The organism is Paenibacillus sp. FSL W8-0919 (genome assembly GCF_038003785.1).
Lineage (GTDB): Bacteria > Bacillota > Bacilli > Paenibacillales > Paenibacillaceae > Paenibacillus_AQ > Paenibacillus_AQ lactis.
In genome coordinates this window covers 4589759-4615712 of sequence record NZ_JBBOPV010000001.1, presented here as the reverse complement: position 1 = coordinate 4615712, position 25954 = coordinate 4589759, and the positions used below count along the sequence as shown (strand labels likewise).

Below are 25954 nucleotides of genomic sequence, written 5' to 3'. Positions count from 1 at the left end.
TAAACCTCCTACAACTCAATCCTCTTTCTTCTGATACGAGTTCCACTGCCAGATTGTGATAGCGAACAGCAAAATAAATAGCAGAACACTCACCGCTGAAGCCCTGCCAATTTTGAAAAACTCAAACGCATATTGGTAGATATAGTAAGCGATCATATTTGTCTGGTTCATCGGCCCGCCGTTCGTCAAGGCATAAATTTCGCCAAAGGTCTGGAAGGAACCGCTGATCGATGTAATCAAGATAAAAAATGTGGCTGGTCGAAGTCCTGGAATCGTAATCCTGAAAAATTTCTGGACGGCATTCGCACCGTCGATTTCCGCAGCTTCGTACAGGGATCTAGGAACGCCCTGCAGCGCAGCCAGATAAATGACCATGTTATAGCCAAACGACTTCCATATTGAGAAAATGATGACGGACAGCATTGCCGTATCCGGCGAGACAAGCCATTGAAATGGATGATTGGGATTTCCGACCCCGATTTTCTCCAGAAAAAAATTCAAAAGCCCGTAGCTCGGTTCATAAATCCAAATCCATACCTGTGCCACGGCGATTACTGGCAGAATGGATGGCAGAAAAAATGCCGCTCGCATCAGCTTTCGGCCTTTGATTTTGCTGTTAAGCAGCACGGCCACCACGATCGCAATGCTCATGGAGAAGGCTACCGTAAATATCGTAAATACGGTTGTATTGACGATGGATTTCGTGAATACGGGATCCGCAAAGGATTGCTTGTAATTGTCCAGCCCCACGAGCGTGAATTGATTCGCGAACAAATCAACCTCTGTAAAGCTCAAATAAAACGAATAAAATATGGCGAACAGCGTAAATACGGCGATCCAGACAACATTTGGCGCGATCAGCATCCATGCAACTGCCGCATCCTTGCCGAATATACGTTTAAACTTTTTCATGTTTGCACCACCTCGCACACGCTTAATCAAGAATAGAGGGAAGGAGACGGATGCCGCTTTTCTCACCCCATCTCCCTCCTACACGAGCTTATTTAGATGAAGACCATGTTTTTAATAACGGTTTGCTTTCCTCGTACGCTTTTTGCATGGCCTCTTCGGCCGTTTCTTTGTTATGCATGGCAGCTTCGATATGCGAAGTGATAACCTCGGTGATCTCCGTAAGGGTGAGCACGTTAAAAGGCTGATATCTGCCGTACTGGTACCCGTCGATGTGAACCTGAATGTCCGGATTCTCCTTGACGAATTCCTTCCAAGCAGCGATATCCGAACTGCTCTTGCGAATCGGAATCGAACCGTAACCGACCGCGAATTCAGCCGTGTTTTCCGGCGTGGACAACCAGGTTAGAAAATCCCAGGCCGCCTTTTCCTTTTCCGGAGTTGTTTTGAAAATAAAATTGTTCGTGCCGCCCAAAATCGTCGCCTTGCCCTTTGTTCCTTCAGGCAACGGCGCAATGCCATAATCCAGCTTTTCGTTGGCATTCAGGGTTGGAATAGACCATGGTCCCGTAATGCTCATCGCGATCATGCCGGATTGAAATCCGTTTTGCGGCGGCGACAGGCTGGCCACTTTGTGCTTGTTGATCAGATCAGCGAAAAATTGGGTTGCGGCTCTACCGCCTTCTCCGTTAAACTGCAGTTCCGTACCTTCTGCATTGACATATTCGCCCCCGGCCTGCCACAAAAAGGGTGCCCAGGCGGCATCCAACGCTCCGCCCTGTGTCGTTGGCAGGGACATTCCCCATCTCTTTTTAGCCGGGTCCGTCAGCTTCTGTGCCGCTTCGACCAGCTCATCCCAGGTTTTCGGCGGTGTAACGCCCGCTTCATTAAACAGCTTCTTATTATAATAGAGTGCACGATTATTCGTCTCAATCGGAATGCCGTAGGTCACCCCGTCAAATCTCACGTTACCGTCAATCAGACCGTTCAGGAAGTCATCCTCGTTCCACTTGTCCGGCTCGGCCTGGATAAATTCATCCAGAGGTTTGACGACATCCTTCAGCGGTCCCAGCCACATCGGCCACATCAGCATCCCGACTTCCGGCAAAGCCTTGCCTGCAGCTGCTGCCGTTAACTTGGTCACCATATTGTCCGTATCCACGAACACGAGCTTCACCGTGGCATTTGACTGCGACTCGTTATACTTTTTAACGATATTGTCTAAAAATTTCGCGCTTTCTCCGGATGCACCATGCCAAGCCGTAATCGTTACCCGTTTACCTGAAGCCGTCTGATCCGTGCCTGATGCTCCCTCCTTCCCTGAAGATCCGGAGCACGCCGATACTACACCCAGCAGCATAGCTGCTACCAGCGGTAAAGCCAGTCGTTTAAAATGTTTGAACACTTGAAGACCCTCCCATTCGTAAATCTCGCCTATGCTTTATCCCTTGCCCTGTTCTGCAGCACAGTGCTTTAATAAAGCGTTGATTAAAAACTGATTTTACTGTAGATTAACGGTACCGTGTCTACTTTTAGACTGAAAACCCAATGTTGTAAGCACTTACATGAATGTGGTGAGTCCATGATATACAATATCCGCCGGCTGGAACACCGACGAATCTTAGCAATAAAGTGGAAAAATCTTATGTGTTTTGGATAACGGGAGGTTAAGCTGTGGCTGGAAAAACGCATTTTTTCAACTATTTATACCGCAGAACGGTCGCATATATTGTCTGTTCCGTCATTGTGATCACCGTTCCCCTGCTCATCATGCTGTCGGCCTACTCCAGGAACGAGATCATGAAATACAATAACGAAGCCATCGGCCTCATTAACGATCAGCTGGATTCGTTCTTCCGTTCGATCGAAAACACACAAAACATCATTACGACCGATAAGAGTGTCGTTCTGCCGCTCACGCTCTACTACGCCGTTCCCAATTATGATATCAGCGCGGCCACCAACGCGTTCCGCAGCATGTCGACAACGTTAAAGAACATGACTATGTTTCAGGACGGGCTCCAGTTTTGCGTTGTGGGCCAGAAAGGGCATTTGCCCGTCAACTCGACGAAAGAAGACATTAACGATAACTTTGTCCCCAGGGATGCGGCTTGGTATGAGATATTCGAACGAAATCCTGAGATAAGCCGGATTTTCTTCAACAATGAGCGTGATTACTATCTTTCAGCCGAAAAAGCCATCTCCATCATCAAACCGATCCCCGACATTCAGACAAGAAAGCCGATTGCTTATGTCATTATGGATATTACCTACCCTGATTTCAGGGATATGGTCGAGCGGATTCATCCATCCATTCCGATCCGGATTCAAGATCCTTCCGGGCAGATCTTGTTCAGCAACATGGACCCTTCGAGCCAGACGTCCTCAAGGGACAATAAATTGTTTAGCCGCCAGGTTTCGACATTTACGGGGATTGCGATTGAGAGCTACGTGCCGGAGCAGCTGTTTATCAAGCAAATCAGTTCGATCATCCTTGTAATCCTATCCATTATGGCTGTGTATTTGTTTATTATTTTCATCATTTCGCTCGTTTCCATGAAGCGGTTTACCCGCCCGATCTATTTACTGATGAAGGCTATGAAACAGGTATCCAGAGGCAATTTAGAAGTCGCCGCAAACTACCAAGGGAATATCATCGAGCTCCATGACCTCAAAAATTCCTTCAATATTCTCGTGACCGGCACCAAGGACCTCCTTAAGGAAAACTATGAAATGAATCTTCTGAAGACGCAGGCTGAGCTGGATGCTCTGCAGCAAAAGATTAATCCTCACTTCCTATATAATGCCCTTGAGACAATCTCCAGCCAGGCCATCATCGACGGCTCCAAAACTGCCAGCATCATGTGCCAAAAGCTTGGAGCCCTGTTTACTTACAGCCTTCAGCCTCAGGACATCGTAACGCTGGAGCAGGAAATCAGGCATCTAATGGATTATATGTATATAGCCGAAATCAGCTCTTTTTATCCGGACATCCACGTGGACATGAACATCGATCCGGATACGCTGGACCAGCTAATACCCAAAATGGTGCTTCAGCCCCTGCTCGAAAACTGCTTCAAGCATGGATTCGGCAGGGAGCCGGGACATACTCCTAAGATCTGGATCGAAAGCAGCATTCAGGATGAATATGTTCGCATCGAAGTGTGCGATAACGGCAGGGGCATGTCTTCCGATGAACTATCCCGGTTGAGAGAAAGCTTGAAGCAGGTGGAGAAAAGAACACTGTCTTCTCCCGGTACCTCAATCGGGCTACGACATGTCCATTCCCGGTTGGCTTTATTTTATGGGGATTCCTATGCCATGGATTTTCAGTCCGCCCCTTCACAGGGACTACGAGTCGTATTATTAGTTCCAATCCGAAAGGAAGATGCTTATGTATAAGGTCATAATCGCAGATGACAATCCCATTATTTGCACAGCGCTGGAAAGCCGCATTCCATGGAATGAGCTTGGTCTGGAGCTTTCCGGTGTTTGCCATGACGGCAGCGACGTTCTGGATCTGATCGAGAGACATGCACCTCATATCATGATCACGGATATCAGAATGCCCATCCTTGACGGAATCGCGCTTATCGAGCGGCTGCGCTCCCACGGGCTTCCACTGCAAATCATCATCATCTCCGGGTACAACGATTTCATATATCTTAAGAAAGCCATCGATCATGATGTGGCAGGTTATTTGTTGAAGCCGATTCAGGACCAGGAGCTGCTGAACAGTCTGCGTAAAGCGATCGGTCATTTAAAGGAACAGGAAAACGTCTCCCAAATGAGCCGTACTGCCCGTATCCACGAGCTGCGCGAATCCAAACGGAACGCCAGCGATCGTTTGTCCGCCGTCATTCGGGGCGTGGAGACCTGTGAGCGGTGCGGAGATGTTCTCGCGGAGCTTTCTTTTCCGTCGCCCTACCAATGGCTCTTGTTTCAGTTACCACTTCAAGAGGATGGAGGTTTACCCGAGATCACCACGGAAGATCTTTTGGAGTATGAGGATGTTCTTCTTCATCAACATGCACGGTCATGCCATCTATTCCTACCGTCCGGCACCCTGCTCGCTGCCATAGCTCCATATGAGCAGGCTGCTTCGGTTACGGACCTGGTTTCGGTGCAGCTTCGGGAAGATGGCATCCAGACAACGCATGCAGCCAGCATGCAGTTTCAGTCGCTATCCGGCATGCAGCGGGAGCTAATGGGAACAATAGCCGGTTTATATGGACAGCTATTTCAGAGCCGATTCACACCAGCGACTGCGGTGCATACCCCTTTTCTGACAATCAAGGATCAGCGGATCATCAGCATGCACCTCTCTCTGCAGGATTACAAGGGCTCGCTTGCGTATATTTCCGAGCAGCTCGATCATTGCCTGGTCTCAGCTCCGACACCGGGTCATCTAGATACCTTCATTAAGACCGTGTTCAAGTGGTATTCCGACTATGATCCAGCGTATTACGGCATGCAGGAGCAGATGGATGCAGCGCTGCTGGCTTCGCTTGCCTTTTCCTCGAGGGCCCATATACTGAATGCATTAACCCCAACGACAGAACCGGACTCTGATTCGGGGAGCAAAGCGATGAACGTCGTTCAGTATATCGAGAATAATCTGAATCAGACCTTGACCTTGAACATGCTGGGCAAGATCTTTCATCACAACAGCATCTACCTTGGACAGCTGATCAAAAAAGAAACGGGAATGCCGTTTAATCAACTGGTGAACAAGCTGCGGGTCGAGCGGGCCGAAGAGATGATCCGCCGCAATCCCGATGTGAAACTGACGGATTTGGCCTATCAGTTGGGCTACTCGGACAGCAAATACTTCTCCAAGGTATTCAAGAAAATTACGGGAAGGCCGCCAAGCCAAAGTGCGGATTCCGAAATGTAAAAAGCGATCTCAAATCCTGAATGGAGATCTGCCTATCGATCCTTATATCAAAAAATTCAGAAGACCTTCCAGACAATGGTTCACTTTCCTTATCTGTCTCTGCCGAAGCTGAAAGGTTAACCGATAAAAAATAAGAAGCGATCCAGTATCACTCCTGTGATCTCTGATCGCTTCTTAAATTGCATGAATGAGAATACAGTGACAGCCCTGTATAGATCAAATCCCATACATAAAGCCGACTATTAACAAGCTTCCAATGAGCGCTTTCTTTGTATAAATACTACAGTGTGATTTCTTTCTCCCAAGTTAACTCATTACCATGTTCATCTCGGAAAAGAAAGAGTACTTTCCCTTTCTCTCCTTTTAGATTATCGGGATAGATAAATCCAGAATACTGTCCATTTCCACTAATATAAAAGCCATCCTCTCCGTTACTACCATGTTCAACCGCTTCTTGAATAGTGTTTTTTACAACAGAATGTTCGGATAACCACTGCATTTCTACCAAATTGTAGCCTTCAGGAGCCTTATTTACAAAAAAGTCAAAGCTATTTCCTGTTGTTGGCTTTTCTGTCTGGTCAATAATAATTAAAATTTCTTTGTCCTGGGTATCTTGATTAGATTGATCAGACTGATTAGATTGAATTGTTTTAGTTTCACTTACATTTTTATCATTGGTTTCTTTAGAATTCCCACCTATCTTTTTATCATCTGAAGTATCAGAAGATCCGCTTTCCGCATTATTACCTTGATTCTCTTCAATGTCACCGGATTCTTCTTTATTAATACTTTCTTTCTTATCTTCCTGCTCTTGATTAGAATCAGTTGTCGTATTCCCCTGAATCGTTTCAGACTTTTGATTCACATTGCCATCTGATGTCTTCGTTGATTCATTACCGCAAGCGCTAGTAATCAGCATCATTACCACACCTGTAATAACGGTTACCTTTTTAATGTTAATCATTATTCATTTCCTGCCTTCGTTTAAAGTAAAGTAAAAAGCCACGCCTTGTTTAGTGTTTACTGCTCCATAATCGCTGCCGTGCAGTTCAAGAATATGCTTTACGATCGCCAGGCCCAAACCTGTTCCGCCGGTTTTCCGATCTCGAGATTTTTCCGCCCGGTAAAAGTGATCCCAAATACGTACTAGATCCTCCTCAGGAATAGACTTTCCGTTATTCTCTATGATGACGGTAATAGTTCCTATTCCTTTTTTTATGCTCATTTTAATCTCGCTGTTTTCAAATGCATGCCTTATTGCATTGCTCATAAGATTCAGAAGAACTTGTTCAATTCGCCTTAAATCTGCCTCAACAAATAAGCCTCTCTGGTTCAGATTATTAGTATAAAATTGAAGCTTTTTAGATTCCATTTGTTGTGAAAAAGAATCTACTACCCTCTGTATTAGATTATATAGATCAAAGGAGCTTGGAGACAGCTTGACGGCTTTCACTTCGAATTTAGATAATTCCAACATATCCATAATCAAGTCGTTCATCCGGTCCGTCTCATTAACAATTAAGGCCAGGTATCGCTCTTTCTTCTCCTTTGCTACTCCATCCTGTAACCCCTCCGCAAAACCTTTCACTATGCCAAGCGGAGTCTTAAGTTCATGTGAAATACTAGCAATGAGTTCTTTACGAAGCTCTTCAGCCCGTTTTTTTTCTTCTACGTCCTCCTGCAGCATTATGTTTGCGTGTTGTAGTTGTTTTATTGTCGTATCTAAGTTATGGGATAATATATTCAAGCTTCGAGATAGTTCTCCGAATTCGTCATTGGTTCTAACATCAGGCGGTGAAGAAAAGTCTAGTTTAGCCAGACGTACTGCTGCACGGTTTAACATAATCAAAGGGCGTGAAAGCATTCTCGAGTAAACTAATGAAAGTAACATTACAAGGAAAATAATAATGGGTGCTGCATAAATGAAATATTTTCTTAGGGTATTGACGGCTTCCCCCACCGGTTGCATGGAGGTCATCGAAAATAAGTAATGTTTCTCGTTAGCACTGTTTAAGAATGGGTGAAGCAAGAAAACATAATCGACCCCGCTCCATTTATCGCTCCAATTCACCCTGATTACTGAACCCTGTTTTAGTTGGTGTTGATATAAATCGACGTTTTCTAACCATTCCTCGACTGCTTCTTTTACCAATGCGTCTTGATATAAAGGGTTATAAGTACGATTCTCAGGAATGAGCAGATCTGATACCGTACCCTGAACCCGCACAAGTCCAACTTCTGGATAATTTCCCCTTGGTCGGATGGAAACAGGCTGCATGATCGTATCGTTTTCATCCATAAAGATTCCATCTACAGCTATTACATCGCCTAATCTTAAGTTCTGTGGTACCTCCCCTTCCTGTATCCCATCTAACGGGATCTCAATTTTTACAATTTTATTTTTAGTTTGCAGTTTTATAAAATAAGGATTCAAACGAATGATTTCAAAATTACTGTTCAATATTGAAATACTAGTATCATTTTGATTCATGAACTCCCCGATTGTTCTAGCGGGAAGTTTTGCATTCGGCTCTTTTTCCAACTCCTTCAAGAGCTGATTCGAGTTATGCTCCATTGCATTAATTTTAGATGATCTATAAAAATGCTCGAAGAATTGTCCTTGGGCGAACATGACCAAAGAAAAAATAAACAGGATTAGAAGTGAAGTCGCTACAAATAATTTGGTAACTACACTGTGCTTTTTCATCCCTCACACCTCAAATTTATAACCCGCACGAACTACCGTAACTATATACCGTCCTGTTTCACCAAGCTTTGCTCTTAACTTCTTAATGTGTGTATCCACGGTTCTTAAATCACCTAAATAATCATATCCCCAAACTGCGTTTAAAATATATTCTCTTGATAACACTTTTCCGTAATTTTGAACTAGAAAAAGGAGCAAGTCATACTCTTTTGGAGAAAAATCTATATTCACTCCTGATATATTTACGACGTGTGCCTTTCTATTAATTTGTAGTTCACCATACACAAGCATCTCGTTTTTACGACCTACAGTTCCTTCTTTCCTCTTTAATAGTGCTTTAGCACGGGCTACCAATACTCGAGGACTCAAAGGCTTTATGACATATTCATCTGCTCCAAGTTCAAAACCCAATAGCTGGTCTTCATCATCAGACCTTGCCGTAATTATGATTATGGGTATATCTGATTTTGCCCGAATACTCCGGCATACCGTATAACCATGCATTTCTGGCATCATAATGTCAAGAATAATAAGGTCGAAATGGGCAGCATTAAACTTATCGAGAGCGATCCTACCGTTTTCCGCTTCTTGCACTTCCCATTCTTCCTGAATAAAGTAATCTGAAATAAACTCCCTCATAAGTACATCGTCTTCAATCAATAAAATGCTTCGTTTCATTACAGCACGCTCCACTTTCTGTTTTCAAAGGCATATAGAAATCACCACCTCTATTGTTTTATCAGTATAGCAGAATAGAAGCACGAACCACTTTTATCTTTTAGCGATCCCATTCATTAACTAAATATAAATTAAACTTGTGTATAACGTGTGTACACGTCATAGTTTTGCGCAAATTCTTTCGTTTTTCTAATCCAATCCCGTTGTTCTATCCATCACTCCGAGAGTGAGTTCTTAAAAGAATACTCTATCTCTGTGCTTTCCAACTAGTATCGTTCTTAGGTCTAGGGATCAAATCAGCCTTTAGCCGTATTAAGTAAATATTCTTTCATGGCTTATATTATAAAGGGCACAAGATCCATATATTAAAAAAATCGGAATAGAAGGGTATGCGTAGAAGCTGAGGAAGATACGTGTTTCAGAAAAGATACTGTTATTGGGGTATGGTTTGATCCTTATATTTATGGTGGTACAGGATTGGGTTCCACTTGGCACGTTAAATAATGTCCAGGCAATTTCATTGAATCGTTCAAAGAGCGAACTGGTCACCGTCACAATTATTGGAGTTGTGCAAATTTTAATATTGATAGCTCTGATATTGGTTTTTGTCGGCAAGAGACAACCTTTATGGGTAAAGTTTTGGTTTACTTATTCATCCCACTTTTATATTTGCTGGAGCATTGCTTGATTGGTGGATTCCTTATTTGTTTGGATACGGTGCCGAGGAGAAAAGTACAAGATACATCGAAATGTTTGGAAACACGCATTCCTTTTTGCCTTTAAGGAATGGTATTGTGCCAAATACACCACATATCCTGTTCCATACGATACTTCTAATCTGCATCTTCCTTACCATTTATATTAGCTTCACTAATAAATCGAGGAGTTCGCAAAAGAAGTATATTTCAAGAGAAAAGGTTATATAAGCACTAGGGTTATTGACTGGGATCTCACTGGAGGTTTTGATTCAGACTATATTAAATAGGTGACATATTGAAAATATTTTAACGCATCTAAACTTTTCAACACTAACAATGAATGAGCATTTTAAGAAAAGGTAGAGACTTTATCTAATCGGGAATCGGCTCAAGTTCTTGTCCCTCGTCACCCCCCCTATCAAATAATTTGAAGGGGGGGTGGTTTGATGATGGATACACCTTTTATGAAACACTAACATCTCTTTTACTTAAATTCTTAAATGCCAAGTATTCCTTATTGGACTTCATATAACTTAATATCTTTTCGGCACATTCTTTTGGATTCATCTTTTCCGTATTTACTCTGAGGTCGTACTCATCAACGCTATATACCTTGTTGAACTGTGAAGCCGCTAGTCCAATAACTCTATCTCCTCTTGCTTGCTCTCTTCTAATGAGTTCTTCTTTCGAGCATATTACTCCTACAAATAACGTAGGCTGATCGAAAAACAGATCAAGACACTCATTCAACCACTTGTCGTTGTCGATTACGGTATCTACTATTACATTCACACCAATTTCTGAAAACAATTTTATTGTCGAATAGTACACGGAGAGTAAGGGATCAAAAATGATTTGTCCGATCCTTTGCTGATCTACTTCTCTTGTAGGTTCAACAACATCTAAAAATTTGGTGTTGAATTCTTTAATAAAATGATCTATTGATAAATAATGAAATGGAATCTCTGTTTGATTCATCAGTTCTATAGAAATACTAGTCTTTCCTGAACTTGAAGTTCCGTTCATTAACACAATAATCCCTTGCTTCAAACGAATCACCCTCACGTATAGGATTGGCGTAGCGTTCACATATCGTCTTATCTCTTGCCAAATTGGGAGGGCTTTCACCTTTTTTAACAGAATGTAGAAAGTACTCACCATGATTTATCTCCAGGCAGTTAAGCTGCTTACCGTAGGCACATGCTCCGTCAACACCTATCTTATCCTCAAGAGGACTAAACCAAATATCTGCAGATGAGTGCAAATAAACGCATGGCGTATGGCCAAAAACGACGATCTTATCTGTACCTGTGAGATTGTTAATGAATATGTCTCTGATCCACAAAAAATCGTCATCGGGCTGTTTTTTCCAATCCTCATAGAATGGGTTGATTCCGGCATGTACGAAGATATGAGTATCTGTTTCATGGTACAATGGCAGATCATTAAGAAAATCAATGTGCGGTTGGAAGTGATTACGAATAAATTCCTTGGCTTTTATATATGTATTCCAATCAAATTGCTCCTCCAAGAAGTCAAAACCACAATAACTCTCTATCGTCTGATACCCTCCATTATTTAACCAATGAGCATTAAGGCTCTCATCATTGTTGATCAGGGCGCTTACCATCATATCATCATGGTTTCCCTTTAGTACAACCACCCCAAACTCTTCATGCAATTCCTTGACTCGCTGCACGACCTCTCTGCTCTTTATCCCTCGATCAACGTAGTCTCCCAATAAAATCAACTCATCATGTTGAGGCCTATAATTAACTTTGCTTAGCAACAAGTTGAATTCATCGAGACAACCATGAACATCACTAATTATCAATGATCTGATACAGAACCCTCCTGTCTCAGTTGAATCTTTCATAATATACTATGCCATTGCCATCAGGTTTATATCGACGAGTCTTCGTTGAACAGGCTAAGGACAAACGGCTAAAATTCGCCATCTCCTGCTAGTAATATCCTAAAGCTCCTCAATACGCTTCGCTCAATATAGTTATTTCATATACCATTTAATCGCATTCTTATACAAGACCTTTTCAACTTGATCATTATCAAGAGTGTTGTAAATCAATTCAATATCAGAATGATCATAAGGTCTCTTTGCTCTCGTTGAAGGTAAATCGGTTCCAAACATTAAGGCATCTGGGTTAATTGAATAAATTGTACGGATAGCCTCTGTTACATCAAGATCAACCCTACCAAAGCCGGTTGCTTTTACTCTAACTCCCTTATCGACTAAAGATAGAAGGTTATTAAACCCCTCTCTTGATAAACCCAAATGATCTACCGATACTGCAGGGAGTTTTTCCAAAGTTGTTGCAATTTCAGGTAAAGAAGTAGAATCAATATATAATTCAGCGTGCCATCCTACTAACTCATGAACTCTCCTGGCGAAGTAGTCTAAACGGGAGATGTCTTCCGAACCTCCTCGCTTGACATTAAAACGAATGGCTCTTACACCGTAGCCATGCAGCCTGATTATTTCTTCATCTGACGTATCATGTGGCAATTGAGTTACACCAACAAAATTCTCACCGAGTTTTTGTAACGAATTAATGAGATAGTTTTGATCGAATCCTTGAAATGAACCCGATATAATAGCACCTCCCATTACATTTAGTTCCTGAACTTTATCTAAATAGTCTTTGCAGGTAAAGGGCTCAGGTAAGAATCCTTGATTCTCTATTAATGGAAAACGTGGGTCTATGATGTGTAGGTGTGTATCAAAAATGGTTCGCATGAATTTTTCTCCTCTCCTATCGCCAGATGTAAGCATTAGAAAAAGGTACACATGTGTTTCATCTAATGAAATTAAGTTTCACTAATGCTTCATCTATATTCTAACTGAAAAACACTAAGATAAAAAGCACCCAACATTGATAGAATTATATGAGTTTGTCGCATGTTTTTCTTTAGAGTCACATTTTATATGGATCCTCTTCATTAAGCTATTCCAACCCTTTAGCTTAATGAAATAGCATTGGAATTGCTTAGATTTTCATTTAACCGGTAATCGGACTCATTCTTGTCCTACAGCTGAGGCTGAAATTAAAAGCATAAATCCAATGAGTATTCATTAAGTAAGTATTTCTTTAAGAATCCATTATCTAGGATATTCAATTCTAACCTATAATTAAGGATGTCTTATGAATACAACCTACAAGCTCAGTCAATTCTAAATACAGCATGTAAATAAGCCACTTGGAAAGGACCAGGTGGCTTACTCATGTCATATTACACTTCCTCAAGTCTTACTTGTTGGCGGTACCGGTAATCTTCTCGTAGTACGGAGCCAGCTTGGAAGTCGCCTGCTCATATTGCTCCTGTTCTTCTTCGGTCAGCTTCTCGGCATCTTGGACAAGACGGACCATGAACCCGTACAACCAAAACCGGTATTACAACGCAACATCTTCACTTAAATCCACATTTCTGCCGCTTTCCCGATCAATCTCACCTTTGAATCCTCCCATTACATAGCTTTGAAGCCAACTTCTAAAAGAACTGCCTTATCCCCCGGAAGTTATGGCCAAACAAGTTGGAATCTTATTGGAGAGAAGTCTTTAGAGCATTACTGGTCCATTTGTCATGCAGATATGAAGAAAATCAACCACGAATAAGTGGTATTGTCTGGTCCTCATGCATAAAGGGCAGAAGTCGACGCTTCTGCCCTTTGATCGTTGCCCCTGCCACTTTATATCTATATTTACTTCAACTCCGTCACGTTGCCGTCAATGCTGATGCTCTTGATGTCTACATCCCCTAGAAAAACGAGGTTATTCTTGCTGTCGAGATTATACAGCCATTGAAATCCGTTCTTTGTGGTACTTGTCGAGCTGACATGCAGCATCAGTTCTGATCCGTCAGCGGCAATAACCTTAACCTCCGGCGTATATTCCGGCAGTTTATCTAACTCACCGTCGGTACGCTTGCCTTCGATAGCTAACCCGATGGAAGAAACACTAATAGTACTGAGAGACATTGCCTCCTCGCCCTCATCAATCGTCAGATTTAGACCCTGCTCTCTTTGCTTCCCGGGAGAAATGGTGAATTGTACATCCCAAGGGCCTTCAACGGCTTGGGTGATGGCCGCTGACGTGATTCGATCGGCTGTGATCCGTGCCTTTAGCCCGTCGAGGTCATTCATCGCATCCATTTCAAATACGCCGATAAGCTTTTTGTCATCGTCAACAAGCTGCTGCCCCACCATATAATTCACATCATGTTCCATATTCAGTTCAAGTGCAGGTATCGAAGCACCCTCTGGGAATGGCATGCCATCCTCTTTCATGAAGCTGACCACCAAATAACCGCTGTTGCCGACATAAATCCCTTCTTCCACATTCATGGTTACCCCGGAGGCGGTATCTGTCCCTTGTATAGGTGACCGTTCGTCTTCCGCAATGGATGCGGATTGGCCGAAGAACTGCTTCAAGCTATCCATGTACTGACTCGCAAAAGCGGTCGTGCTAAGTATCATAATCATCGCGGCAGCGATAACGATACTGGCTTTATATTTTTTTACCTTCCTGTTTTTAAACATCATCGTTTCCTCCTCTAGAATACGGTTCATCGCTCGATTCTTGATGCGTTCCAAACTGATATGCTGCGTCAACTCGCGTTCCTCTTCCTCCGTAAGAAAGAGTTTCTCCAGTTCCTGATTGTCGATATTGGCCAAGATATCTACAATTCGTCGCTTCACTTGCATCCATCCCCTTTCGCTATTCATTTGAAGCTTCACTCCTATAGACACGCTCCTTATAAAAATCCTACGGATTCTCGGTTTCATAATGGATGCGCAGTTTATCCTTCGCCCGGCGGATCCGGGCAGTGACGGCTTTCTCCTGCATATTCAGCCTGCTTGCAATATCCCGGACTTTCTCCAAATAGAAGTATCTGCGGATAAAGATTTCACGATCCGGTTCCCCCATATCCTGGACCATGCCGCTAATCGCTTCCTTCTCCTGTCGCAGAATAGCCAGTGCCTCTGCAGAAGGACAAGAAACCGCATCATCTTCCAGTTCCGATTCTATGACCCGCTGCCTTTTTCGCAAAACATTCAAAGTATGATTACGCGCGGCTATGGCCAGGTAAGGCTTGAGGCTATCTCCACGCAGCATGATTTTGGGCCCGTCTGTCCACAGCTTGACCAGCACGTCCCCGGTGATTTCCTCCACATCGTAGGAATTAAACCGTCCACCAGCCACCTTAGCAACCACCGCGGCTATGTAGCGTGAATATCGGTCAACCAATGTTTCAAAACATTTCGGATCTTTCCGAGCAATACCGTACAACAATGTCCGATCCTCCATGGATCCTCCCCCCTTTATAACCATCTCTTTTAGTTGAACTAAGCCCATAAATCCGGTGCTACTATATAAGACACCATTAATTCCGGAAACCCTACATGAAGTCCAATAAAAATTCACAAAAAACCGTTACCGGAACCCGATAACGGCTTAGCTGGAGCGATGAATATCTGATTTGGCTCCTCCCACACCCCATTTCCTGTTTTGCTCGCGAACTTGTGCGGCATCCGGGTTACGCATTTCCCAGCCCGGATGCGGCGACAGTTAGTAACTCCACGATATGTATGTAAGAAGTAAAGGAAACCCAGCTCTTCAACAGATAGCCAATATAAGTGAGCAACCGTTAATGAAATATTATCAAAAATATTTTTTTCTCATCAAAAAAAGTCACTCGGGAAAAATCCGGAGTGACTTTCGGCTATTTGTTCATTTCGGTGATCCAATCCTCTATAGCAAGAACAACCTTTTCTAATTGCTCTTCCTCATCAATGGCTGGATCATGATCCCCTTTTTGCTTTCCATATGATCCAAATTGTCCATGGTTCCCTCCCTCGATACTGACATACAAAGTGTCTGCAGGTAGGTTGGTTCTAGCCCTTTCCCAAGCTTCTCTGTTGAGTACTCCATCTGATGTCCCTGTTATTTGCAATACAGACAGATCTGAATCTTTTATTGAACCCGTATCATCAGCGTAAGAAGCCAAGAAAAATATTCCCTCAAGCTCCTTACTGTGTTCAGAAGCATATCTGGCTGCAAATGAACCTCCTAAAGAATGTCCCCCAATAACGTATGATTCATCGGGGTGTTCTTCAAGAAAGGAGTTGGCTTTATTTTGACCAAAAATGGCTAGATTCAGCGGCATGTCTGCAATGTATACGCGATGTCCCAGTTTTGCGAGTTCCCTCGCAAAGGGGGAATAGCTTTTCGGTTCTACCAGACCTCCAGGGTAAAAAATAATATTAGGTTCGATTACCTTCCCCATACCAGCCTCAAATTTGTAACCGTCTTTTACCTCTGTTACTTTGACCAAATTATCGCTCTGAAAAGCGAGCTCCGCTTGACTGGAAGGACTGTAGGTTATCAATTTCAGGTATATGAATAAGCCAATTGCAACAATCACGAACAATGAGCATCCCCATACCAGCCTTCTAATCCATTTGTTTTTCTTCTTCATGGTTGACACTTCCCTTCACTTGAAATAAATTAAATTATATTTACCGGTAAGTATAATTACAAGTTTAATTTGTTGATATGGATAAATTGTCATAAGTTATTCCCGGAGGCTATGATGATGAATAAGGATTCAGTTGGCAATAGGATCAAGATCTTGTCCTATAAAAGGATAAGTCTTGGTCCTATAAACGTTAAACCCTCCTTATGCTCGGATCTCTGAAGGGTTTTGTTCTTATCCGTCTGACGCCTGACCTCTCCTTGCCATTAAAATAAAGATAGCCGACCCATACTGGTCAGCTACCTTACGAAACGGATACTATTTTCATAATTTTAATAAAACCACGTTACCTACAGTGCAAATAAGTGAACAAGGATATCCATCTAATTTAGTAATTTGGCTACTGACCTGGTAATCCAGTAAAAAATTTCGCCGATCGTCATTACTTTTTCAGTATTATCAAATTTTTCTTCGATTCCTTTTTCGCTTTTTTTATTAGTAAGCATAATTTGATCTCCTTTGGTGATTCCTTTTTACTCAACTTATGTGTAGCTTTCATGTAGTTTTATACGAAAATAAATTTGTGAAAGTTCCGATTTTCAAAAATAATTCAGCTTAAGGTAGCAGTGAAATGCAGCTAAAAGCTTATCTAATCTAATCGGTAATCAGACTTTGTTCTTGTCCCCCGGCTATTGAGAATCCAATCAAAAAGAAACTCCGTTCCCCTTATATGGGACATTTTTTGGTGGAAGAACAACCCCGGTTTTCTTAAGGATTCCTCCATAGAAGTTATTTTTTTAAGCTCCATGAATGAATGACTGTATTGTTCTTTTTTAAATGGCTGTACCTTATGGCATTCTTATTCTTCAGTTCATTAAATAACTTATAATAATCCTGCTCCAAGGTTTCCCAAGCACTGTATTTTCCATTTCCGTCTAATCGCACGGTTAGAGAGCTTGCATTTGTTTCGTTATACAGGATTCCATTGGACGTTTGCCAATCGGGAATTTTATCTTTCCACTCCGCAAATATAAAACCCTTCCACTTGTCCCCGAGAGCCGACATCAATAAATTTCTATTTACTGGGTTAACTCCTCTGAACATTTCTAGCCTAGGATGATTATTATCAATGAAGAAATTACCGCAATTGGAACATTGATAAACCGTTTTAAAAAGTGTGCCTATTAATGATCGGATTCTCATTGCAGCCTCTTCTTTATCTGTTGATGACGGTCCCGATTTCTCAATAGCATCGTCAATCTCGTCCAGGAGATCAAACTGATCTTGATCCGATATTAAATATCCCTTATAGGATAAATAATCCGTCGTATCGTGTATTATTTGTCCACATTCACGTCTAAAATTCATTCGTTCACCTCAAACCGGCCGCTTCTTAAAATTAGGGTTGCCATTTACAAAGTATATTGCAATATAAATATTACCACATCCTGGAGTTTTCCTGCCCGATAAGAGAAACAATCTAAAGAGAAATATACAATTTAATGGTCCAGTTTTGAATTTTCAATGTTAAACCTTTTGAAACATCCCGCTATAATGAATCGTAGTAACCATTAAGGACGGTGAAGAGAATGGAAAAAGAACGTTTATTAAGGAAACCAACTGAACAGGGAATAGAACTCACCCCTCTCGAAATACATATGCACGAGTTTGACCACAGGCTTCGTGGGTATGACCAGGACCAAGTTAACGATTATTTGGATAGGATCATTAAAGACTATGAAACATATAACAAAATAATAAAGGAGCTTCAGGAATATGTAGTTATGTTGTTAAATCATGCGACTCCTTCAAGCGTTCCTGCAGGCCTCCATCAACGACTTCGCGAACTAGAGATTCATTGTTTCGGCAGACCGAAAGATTAAGGGAGGTTCCTGTCCAGACGAGGGTATTGACACAAAAGAGGCCTTATGAGGCCCCTTTTGTGTGCTCTCTAGCAGCAATCTGCCAGCAAATGTTAGTCGGCGCTCGAGATCGCTCGCAAGGTGGGCTTCAATCATGTGAATCACTTCATACAATCCTTAAAAAAGGTCCAAGGAAAAACACCTAAAGGTTTTAGGGAATTCAGAAGCGGATTAAGGAGTTGAACACCGTGAATTACTATAAAGGAGCCATACCAGGATCAGATAACTTTATCTACTTCAAAAGTGAAGTTAAGCTTTATGAAAATGATGTTATTGTCTTAGAAGAAAAGAAATACTTCATTGAACGAATTGAAAGCGGACTACTAATTTTACAGAAAGTTGGCGCCATTGTTTCGGTTAGCGTATAAGCTTACATTTATAAATAAACAAACATAATATTGTACTACTTGTTTATACCATGTCAAAAAGCATTAAGTTGTCTTCCTGCATAAGGCAATCGCTTTTTTGCAATTGAGAAATGAAGACAATACGATGTCAGGACCATCCAAATACTGCGTAACTCTGTCTGCATCGATAAACTCTATATAACAAAAAATAGACACTATCAACTTAATGGATAGTGTCTTACGTGTGCTTGGCGGCGTCCTACTCTCCCGGGACCCTTCGGTCCAAGTACCATCGGCGCTGGAAGGCTTAACGGTCGTGTTCGGTATGGGAACGCGTGGAACCCTTCCGCCATCGCCACCAAACATGATTTTTGCGCTGCCTTTGCTTCATGATTGCTCATCAGCAAAATATCAAGCCTTAGAAAAGGCATGCAGCTTCAAAATCGTTTCAAGATTTTTTGAACCTTGAAAACTAGATACGAAACGTCTTTGCGTTGATTAGAATCCGTAGCATTTCCCCAATGTGGTATCGGGGTCCCCGAAAAGTATTCGGCATTAGCTTCAAAGCTTCGCTTCACTTTTTGGGGTATTGTTTATGCTTCCGTAGCGAGCTTTCTTTCAGAAAGCTTTTAGGATAAGCCCTCGACCGATTAGTATTGGTCAGCTCCATGCATTGCTGCACTTCCACCTCCAACCTATCTACCTCGTCGTCTTCAAGGGGTCTTACATACTGGGAAATCTCATCTTGAGGGGGGCTTCACGCTTAGATGCTTTCAGCGCTTATCCCGTCCGTACGTAGCTACCCAGCCATGCTCCTGGCGGAACAACTGGTGCACCAGCGGTACGTCCATCCCGGTCCTCTCGTACTAAGGACAGCTCCTCTCAAATTTCCTACGCCCACGACAGATAGGGACCGAACTGTCTCACGACGTTCTGAACCCAGCTCGCGTACCGCTTTAATGGGCGAACAGCCCAACCCTTGGGACCTACTTCAGCCCCAGGATGCGATGAGCCGACATCGAGGTGCCAAACCTCCCCGTCGATGTGGACTCTTGGGGGAGATAAGCCTGTTATCCCCAGGGTAGCTTTTATCCGTTGAGCGATGGCCCTTCCATGCGGTACCACCGGATCACTAAGCCCGACTTTCGTCCCTGCTCGACTTGTAGGTCTCGCAGTCAAGCTCCCTTATGCCTTTGCACTCTTCGAATGATTTCCAACCATTCTGAGGGAACCTTGGGGCGCCTCCGTTACTCTTTAGGAGGCGACCGCCCCAGTCAAACTGCCCGCCTGACACTGTCCCCGTACCGGATCACGGTACCAGGTTAGAACCTAGATACGATCAGGGTGGTATCCCAACGTCGCCTCCACACAAGCTGGCGCTCATGCTTCTTAGGCTCCCACCTATCCTGTACAGATCGTACCCAAATCCAATATCAAGCTGCAGTAAAGCTCCATGGGGTCTTTCCGTCTTGTCGCGGGTAACCTGCATCTTCACAGGTATTAAAATTTCACCGGATCTCTCGTTGAGACAGCGCCCAAGTCGTTACGCCATTCGTGCGGGTCAGAATTTACCTGACAAGGAATTTCGCTACCTTAGGACCGTTATAGTTACGGCCGCCGTTTACTGGGGCTTCGGTTCACAGCTTCGGAGTTACCTCCTAACCGCTCCCCTTAACCTTCCAGCACCGGGCAGGCGTCAGCCCGTATACTTCGCCTTGCGGCTTCGCACAGACCTGTGTTTTTGCTAAACAGTCGCTTGGGCCTTTTCACTGCGGCCCCCTCGGGCTATTCACCCTACCGAGGCACCCCTTCTCCCGAAGTTACGGGGTCATTTTGCCGAGTTCCTTAACGAGAGTTCTTCCGCGCGCCTTAGAATTCTCTTCTCGCCTACCTGTGTCGGTTTGCGGTACGGGCACCTTCACCTGACTAGAGGCTTTTCTTGGCAGTGTGAGATCATGACCTTCGCTACTGTAATTTTCACTCCCCATCACAGCCCAGCCTTATCGATGTGCGGATTTGCCTACACATCAGCCTCACTGCTTGGACGGACATCCATCAGTCCGCGTCACTACCCTCCTGCGTCACCCCATCGTTCATAACGGTTTACGGTGGTACAGGAATTTCAACCTGTTGTCCTTCGACTACGCCTTTCGGCCTCGCCTTAGGTCCCGACTTACCCTGAGCGGACGAGCCTTCCTCAGGAAACCTTGGGCTTTCGGCGGATCAGATTCTCACTGATCTTTTCGTTACTCATACCGGCATTCTCACTTGTATGCTGTCCAGCGCTCCTTACGGTACACCTTCAACCTACATACAACGCTCCCCTACCCCTGAATCGACTTCACTCCGCCTTCGAAGTGTGTTTAACCCCTGAGAGCATTTGGTCATCCTTGATTTCATCTCAAGTCTGACAAAAATGTTCAACTCAGGCTCACTACCTCAAAGAAGCAGTGAAGTCGATTCAAGCCATAGCTTCGGTGGTGTGTTTAGCCCCGTTACATTTTCGGCGCAGAGTCACTCGACCAGTGAGCTATTACGCACTCTTTAAATGGTGGCTGCTTCTAAGCCAACATCCTGGTTGTCTGTGCAACTCCACATCCTTTCCCACTTAACACACACTTGGGGACCTTAGCTGATGGTCTGGGCTGTTTCCCTTTTGACAATGGATCTTAGCACTCACTGTCTGACTCCCGGATATAAGTCTATGGCATTCGGAGTTTGACTGAGCTTGGTAACCCTTGCGGGCCCCGCACCCAATCAGTGCTCTACCTCCACGACTCTAATTTCCGAGGCTAGCCCTAAAGCTATTTCGGGGAGAACCAGCTATCTCCGAGTTCGATTGGAATTTCTCCGCTACCCCCACCTCATCCCCGCACTTTTCAACGTACGTGGGTTCGGGCCTCCAGTGCGTGTTACCGCACCTTCACCCTGGACAGGGGTAGATCACACGGTTTCGGGTCTACGTCCACATACTCAGTCGCCCTATTCAGACTCGCTTTCGCTGCGGCTACGGCTTCTCGCCTTAACCTTGCATGGGAACGTAACTCGCCGGTTCATTCTACAAAAGGCACGCCATCACCCCTATAATGGGCTCTGACTTCTTGTAAGCACACGGTTTCAGGTTCTATTTCACTCCCCTTCCGGGGTGCTTTTCACCTTTCCCTCACGGTACTGCTTCACTATCGGTCGCTAGGGAGTATTTAGCCTTAGCAGATGGTCCTGCTGGATTCATACGGGGTTTCACGTGCCCCGCACTACTCGGGATCCGTCTCGGAGGGTTCACATTTTCGATTACAGGGCTTTTACCTTCTATGGCCGGCCTTTCCAGACCTGTTCGTCTAATCTAAACCTTTGTAACTCCATGTGAGACGTCCCACAACCCCAGAGAGCAAGCTCTCTGGTTTAGGCTGTTCCGCGTTCGCTCGCCGCTACTGACGGAATCACTCTTGTTTTCTCTTCCTCCAGGTACTTAGATGTTTCAGTTCCCTGGGTATGCCTCCTCGCATCCTATGTATTCAGATACGGGTAACTGGCTATTACACCAGTCGGGTTTCCCCATTCGGACATCCCCGGATCGAAGCTTGCTTACAGCTCCCCGAGGCAGTATCGTTGTTCGCCACGTCCTTCATCGGCTCCTAGCGCCTAGGCATCCTCCGTGTGCTCTTAGTAGCTTAACCTCAAAGTTTCGCTTGCGAAACTAACTTCGAAAGCATAAACTATGCTCCGGTTATTGTGCTCATCGCTCTGTTGTCCGCTTGTTTCCTGATTGGATAAAACCACTCAATGGTGAAACAAGCTCCCAAAGGATCGATGATCCCAAAACCTTCGCGTGCTACTTTTATTGAAACTTGTTTTGACACAAGTTCAGCTAAAAGGATATTTCTAAAACGCAAATTCGTTTCGTTATCTAGTTTTCAAGGATCAAATTCAATCGGCCGTTAATCGACCGGAAGAATATCTTATCAATTCTCAGCGATCTTGTGAAAGATCTGGAATCAACAAGCTTGAGAGGTTGAACTCTCAAAACTGACCAACGAGTGAGTTGGTTGACTTTACTTCGTAAAGCCTATTTATCCGGCAGCTTGCGCTGACCGTATTTGTACCGCTTCGCTACGGAAGCGAGGTACTCCATAGAAAGGAGGTGATCCAGCCGCACCTTCCGATACGGCTACCTTGTTACGACTTCACCCCAATCATCTACCCCACCTTCGGCGGCTGGCTCCCGTAAGGGTTACCCCACCGACTTCGGGTGTTGTAAACTCTCGTGGTGTGACGGGCGGTGTGTACAAGACCCGGGAACGTATTCACCGCGGCATGCTGATCCGCGATTACTAGCAATTCCGACTTCATGCAGGCGAGTTGCAGCCTGCAATCCGAACTGAGACTGGCTTTTTAGGATTGGCTCCACCTCGCGGCTTCGCTTCCCGTTGTACCAGCCATTGTAGTACGTGTGTAGCCCAAGTCATAAGGGGCATGATGATTTGACGTCATCCCCACCTTCCTCCGGTTTGTCACCGGCAGTCACCTTAGAGTGCCCACCCAAAGTGCTGGCAACTAAGATCAAGGGTTGCGCTCGTTGCGGGACTTAACCCAACATCTCACGACACGAGCTGACGACAACCATGCACCACCTGTCTCCTCTGTCCCGAAGGCCGCCTCTATCTCTAGAGGATTCAGAGGGATGTCAAGACTTGGTAAGGTTCTTCGCGTTGCTTCGAATTAAACCACATACTCCACTGCTTGTGCGGGTCCCCGTCAATTCCTTTGAGTTTCAGTCTTGCGACCGTACTCCCCAGGCGGAATGCTTAATGTGTTAACTTCGGCACCAAGGGTATCGAAACCCCTAACACCTAGCATTCATCGTTTACGGCGTGGACTACCAGGGTATCTAATCCTGTTCGCTCCCCACGCTTTCGCGCCTCAGCGTCAGTTACAGCCCAGAGAGTCGCCTTCGCCACTGGTGTTCCTCCACATATCTACGCATTTCACCGCTACACGTGGAATTCCACTCTCCTCTTCTGCACTCAAGTTCCCCAGTTTCCAGTGCGTCCCGAAGTTGAGCCTCGGGTTTAAACACCAGACTTAAAGAACCGCCTGCGCGCGCTTTACGCCCAATAATTCCGGACAACGCTTGCCCCCTACGTATTACCGCGGCTGCTGGCACGTAGTTAGCCGGGGCTTTCTTCTCAGGTACCGTCACTCTCATAGCAGTTACTCTATGAGACGTTCTTCCCTGGCAACAGAGCTTTACGATCCGAAAACCTTCATCACTCACGCGGCGTTGCTCCGTCAGGCTTTCGCCCATTGCGGAAGATTCCCTACTGCTGCCTCCCGTAGGAGTCTGGGCCGTGTCTCAGTCCCAGTGTGGCCGTTCACCCTCTCAGGTCGGCTACGCATCGTCGCCTTGGTGAGCCGTTACCTCACCAACTAGCTAATGCGCCGCAGGCCCATCCTCAAGTGACAGATTGCTCCGCCTTTCATAAACCCGCCATGCAGCAGGTTTAATTATCCGGTATTAGCTACCGTTTCCGGTAGTTATCCCAGTCTTGAGGGCAGGTTGCCTACGTGTTACTCACCCGTCCGCCGCTAAGCTAATGGTTTCCCGAAGGAAACCGTTGCTCCGCTCGACTTGCATGTATTAGGCACGCCGCCAGCGTTCGTCCTGAGCCAGGATCAAACTCTCCAATAAGGATTTTTCGAGTGGATACTTCCTGGATCACTCCAAGAAAATATCCAACCGTTCGAGTTTGTAGCTCATTTAGAAAAACTGACGAGAATTTGTTCAATTCTCTATTGTAACTCCCCGCCGAAGCGGTTCGTTTTACTCACTCGTTGTTCAGTTTTCAAAGATCAACCTTTTCGTTACTGGCGAAACATGTTCGCAGCAGCAACTCTTATAATATATCACTTTCCATCCATCTAAATCAACAAGTAAAAAGTTCCAATTTCTTGTGATCGTTCTTTTTATTTGTTTACTTGTCAGCAGCTTTCTTGCTGCCGGATTTATAATATAACATAATCTCTTTTCGATTATAAGTTGTAAAATATTCCGGGTGTTGATAAAGACTAATCAATGTTTAAGCAATTTCGAGTAGGCAGTCGATGTACGGTGAACCGTCTCACGCAGTTTCTAGACAAAACGCATTACTCCCGCCAAATAGTTCAACTGTATGCAATTAACCTGGTCGTATTGTTCAAATGGGAAAACCACTCCCGGCCACTCTCTAATCCTGGATCCGCCCCACATATCCCTACTATTTCTGCAAAATTCTTGTTGAAGCATGCTTCGTTAACCGTCGCTAGCCGTTTCATCCATAAGGGTGCTACGCAGACGACGAACGTCCCGGATTGGTGGCTGCCCAAACATCCGCGCATATTCCCTGCTAAAATGCGATGGGCTCTCATATCCAACCTGAAATGCAGCTTCGGCCGCATCGATGGATCCTGTCAGGAGTAACCGGCGTGCCTCTTGCAATCGGATCTGTTTCTGAAACTGGATCGGACTCATCCCTGTGACTTCCTTAAAATAATCGTATAAAGACGAAGCGCTCATGCGGGCCTCTGCGGCTAAATCATCGACGCGCAGGGGCTGGGCAAAGTCGCGATTAAGCTTTTCGACGACCCCTGCGATGCGTTGTGCATGACTTCCGATAACTGCAATCTGCTTCAGCGAAGCGTTATTTTCTTTCTGGAGCACCCGGTAAATAACCTCTCGCATAGCGTAAGGCGCAAGCACCGGGATATCTTGCGGCGCTTCGATCAATTTTACAAGCCGCAGCACTGCATCCAGGAGGGCATGGTCGATTTGGCTTACCTTTAGTCCCCGGCATGTTTCATTTCCTGCTCTCATCGAATCTCCGGCAGCCTGAATGACGTCAACAATCTGTTTCATATCGAAAATGATCTGCGCACTGACATATGGTGTTTCACTCGAAGCTTCCATCACCTGTCCAGTAATCGGCAGATGTACCGATGCGGTTAAAAAGCTGTTTGAATCATATTGGTACATCTCCTGCCCTAATATAACTACCTTGGAACCTTGAGCTACGACGCAAAGAGAAGGTTCATAAACGGAATAAACCGGCTCGGACGTCCTGGAAGCACGAATCAGGCGCAAACCGGGAACTTTCGTGTCATGCGTTCCGTCTTCTAGCGTGAATTTCTCTATGATATGTAGAAGTTCCTTTCTTTGTTTCTCGAACCATGCATCCATTAGTCTTCCCCTTCTTTTTACTGATGTAATTAACCTTACTTTATCTTTCTCTGGAGGATTTGACAATGATCCTGCAGGATCCGGCTACCGA

At 44.5% G+C, this 25954-nt stretch carries 17 protein-coding genes, 3 rRNA genes and 2 pseudogenes; 5 read left to right on the top strand and 17 right to left on the bottom strand.

Going from position 1 to position 25954, the window contains the following annotated elements; genetic code table 11:
• Positions 1 to 15 precede the first annotated feature (15 nt).
• A complete protein-coding gene (locus tag NST44_RS20915) occupies positions 16 to 912 on the bottom strand; it encodes a carbohydrate ABC transporter permease (RefSeq protein WP_100085266.1) in 897 nt (298 codons plus the stop codon).
• Between the two features lie 88 nt (positions 913 to 1000).
• Positions 1001 to 2314, bottom strand: coding sequence for an ABC transporter substrate-binding protein (locus tag NST44_RS20910; protein ID WP_007131476.1), 1314 nt, complete (start codon positions 2312 to 2314; stop codon positions 1001 to 1003).
• Between the two features lie 269 nt (positions 2315 to 2583).
• Between NST44_RS20910 and NST44_RS20905 the strand changes: the two genes are divergently transcribed.
• Positions 2584 to 4311: a cache domain-containing sensor histidine kinase gene (locus NST44_RS20905; protein ID WP_007131477.1), complete on the top strand. Its 1728-nt coding sequence runs from the start codon at positions 2584 to 2586 to the stop codon at positions 4309 to 4311.
• Positions 4304 to 5806 (top strand): response regulator, encoded by a 1503-nt coding sequence (locus tag NST44_RS20900; RefSeq protein WP_340900519.1) that lies wholly within the window; start codon positions 4304 to 4306, stop codon positions 5804 to 5806. The genes NST44_RS20905 and NST44_RS20900 overlap by 8 nt, the downstream gene beginning before the upstream one ends.
• A 280-nt stretch (positions 5807 to 6086) precedes the next feature.
• Here the strand turns inward: NST44_RS20900 and NST44_RS20895 are convergent, their stop codons facing one another.
• From NST44_RS20895 to NST44_RS20845, 11 genes and pseudogenes are all read right to left on the bottom strand, one after another.
• Complete coding sequence (locus NST44_RS20895) at positions 6087 to 6770, bottom strand: hypothetical protein (protein WP_007131479.1); 684 nt, start codon at positions 6768 to 6770, stop codon at positions 6087 to 6089.
• Between the two features lie 3 nt (positions 6771 to 6773).
• Positions 6774 to 8513 (bottom strand): sensor histidine kinase, encoded by a 1740-nt coding sequence (locus tag NST44_RS20890; RefSeq protein WP_007131480.1) that lies wholly within the window; start codon positions 8511 to 8513, stop codon positions 6774 to 6776.
• A 3-nt stretch (positions 8514 to 8516) separates the two neighbouring features.
• A complete protein-coding gene (locus tag NST44_RS20885) occupies positions 8517 to 9191 on the bottom strand; it encodes a response regulator transcription factor (RefSeq protein WP_340900518.1) in 675 nt (224 codons plus the stop codon).
• Positions 9192 to 10351: 1160 nt separating this feature from the next.
• A complete protein-coding gene (locus NST44_RS20880; RefSeq protein WP_040739586.1) occupies positions 10352 to 10939 on the bottom strand; it encodes a chloramphenicol phosphotransferase CPT family protein in 588 nt (195 codons plus the stop codon).
• Positions 10884 to 11765: a metallophosphoesterase family protein gene (locus NST44_RS20875; protein WP_083832651.1), complete on the bottom strand. Its 882-nt coding sequence runs from the start codon at positions 11763 to 11765 to the stop codon at positions 10884 to 10886. Before NST44_RS20875 ends, NST44_RS20880 begins: the two co-directional genes overlap by 56 nt.
• Positions 11766 to 11897: 132 nt before the next feature.
• Positions 11898 to 12644 (bottom strand): amidohydrolase family protein, encoded by a 747-nt coding sequence (locus NST44_RS20870; RefSeq protein WP_007131484.1) that lies wholly within the window; start codon positions 12642 to 12644, stop codon positions 11898 to 11900.
• Between the two features lie 658 nt (positions 12645 to 13302).
• Positions 13303 to 13407 (bottom strand): annotated as a pseudogene (locus NST44_RS20865) (TetR/AcrR family transcriptional regulator); the annotation flags it as partial.
• Positions 13408 to 13607: 200 nt separating this feature from the next.
• A complete protein-coding gene (locus NST44_RS20860) occupies positions 13608 to 14609 on the bottom strand; it encodes a DUF4179 domain-containing protein (RefSeq protein ID WP_040739693.1) in 1002 nt (333 codons plus the stop codon).
• Positions 14610 to 14670: 61 nt separating this feature from the next.
• Positions 14671 to 15213, bottom strand: a complete 543-nt coding sequence (locus NST44_RS20855; RefSeq protein ID WP_007131486.1) for an RNA polymerase sigma factor — start codon at positions 15211 to 15213, stop codon at positions 14671 to 14673.
• A gap of 415 nt (positions 15214 to 15628) precedes the next feature.
• Complete coding sequence (locus NST44_RS20850) at positions 15629 to 16384, bottom strand: alpha/beta hydrolase (protein WP_007131487.1); 756 nt, start codon at positions 16382 to 16384, stop codon at positions 15629 to 15631.
• A gap of 786 nt (positions 16385 to 17170) precedes the next feature.
• The gene (locus NST44_RS20845; RefSeq protein ID WP_007131489.1) at positions 17171 to 17749 is read right to left on the bottom strand and encodes a hypothetical protein; all 579 of its coding nucleotides are present in this window, start codon (positions 17747 to 17749) and stop codon (positions 17171 to 17173) included.
• Positions 17750 to 17970: 221 nt separating this feature from the next.
• On the opposite strand from NST44_RS20845, the gene NST44_RS20840 reads away from it, so the two are divergent.
• From NST44_RS20840 to NST44_RS20830, 3 genes and pseudogenes are all read left to right on the top strand, one after another.
• Positions 17971 to 18264 carry a DivIVA domain-containing protein gene (locus tag NST44_RS20840; RefSeq protein ID WP_007131490.1) on the top strand — a complete coding sequence of 98 codons (294 nt, stop codon included), beginning with the start codon at positions 17971 to 17973 and terminating at the stop codon, positions 18262 to 18264.
• Between the two features lie 105 nt (positions 18265 to 18369).
• Positions 18370 to 18486, top strand: a pseudogene (locus NST44_RS20835) (AraC family transcriptional regulator); the annotation flags it as partial.
• A 5-nt stretch (positions 18487 to 18491) separates the two neighbouring features.
• Positions 18492 to 18671, top strand: a complete 180-nt coding sequence (locus NST44_RS20830; RefSeq protein WP_007131491.1) for a hypothetical protein — start codon at positions 18492 to 18494, stop codon at positions 18669 to 18671.
• Positions 18672 to 18896: 225 nt separating this feature from the next.
• On the opposite strand, the gene rrf is transcribed toward NST44_RS20830, so the two are convergent.
• The 4 genes from rrf to NST44_RS20810 form a co-directional block, all read right to left on the bottom strand.
• Positions 18897 to 19013, bottom strand: a 5S ribosomal RNA gene (gene rrf / locus NST44_RS20825).
• A 267-nt stretch (positions 19014 to 19280) separates the two neighbouring features.
• A 23S ribosomal RNA gene (locus NST44_RS20820) occupies positions 19281 to 22327 on the bottom strand.
• 457 nt (positions 22328 to 22784) lie between these two features.
• A 16S ribosomal RNA gene (locus NST44_RS20815) occupies positions 22785 to 24339 on the bottom strand.
• Together the 16S, 23S and 5S rRNA genes form the textbook arrangement of a ribosomal RNA operon.
• A gap of 600 nt (positions 24340 to 24939) precedes the next feature.
• Positions 24940 to 25863, bottom strand: coding sequence for an AraC family transcriptional regulator (locus tag NST44_RS20810; protein ID WP_007127995.1), 924 nt, complete (start codon positions 25861 to 25863; stop codon positions 24940 to 24942).
• Positions 25864 to 25954: the final 91 nt, after the last annotated feature.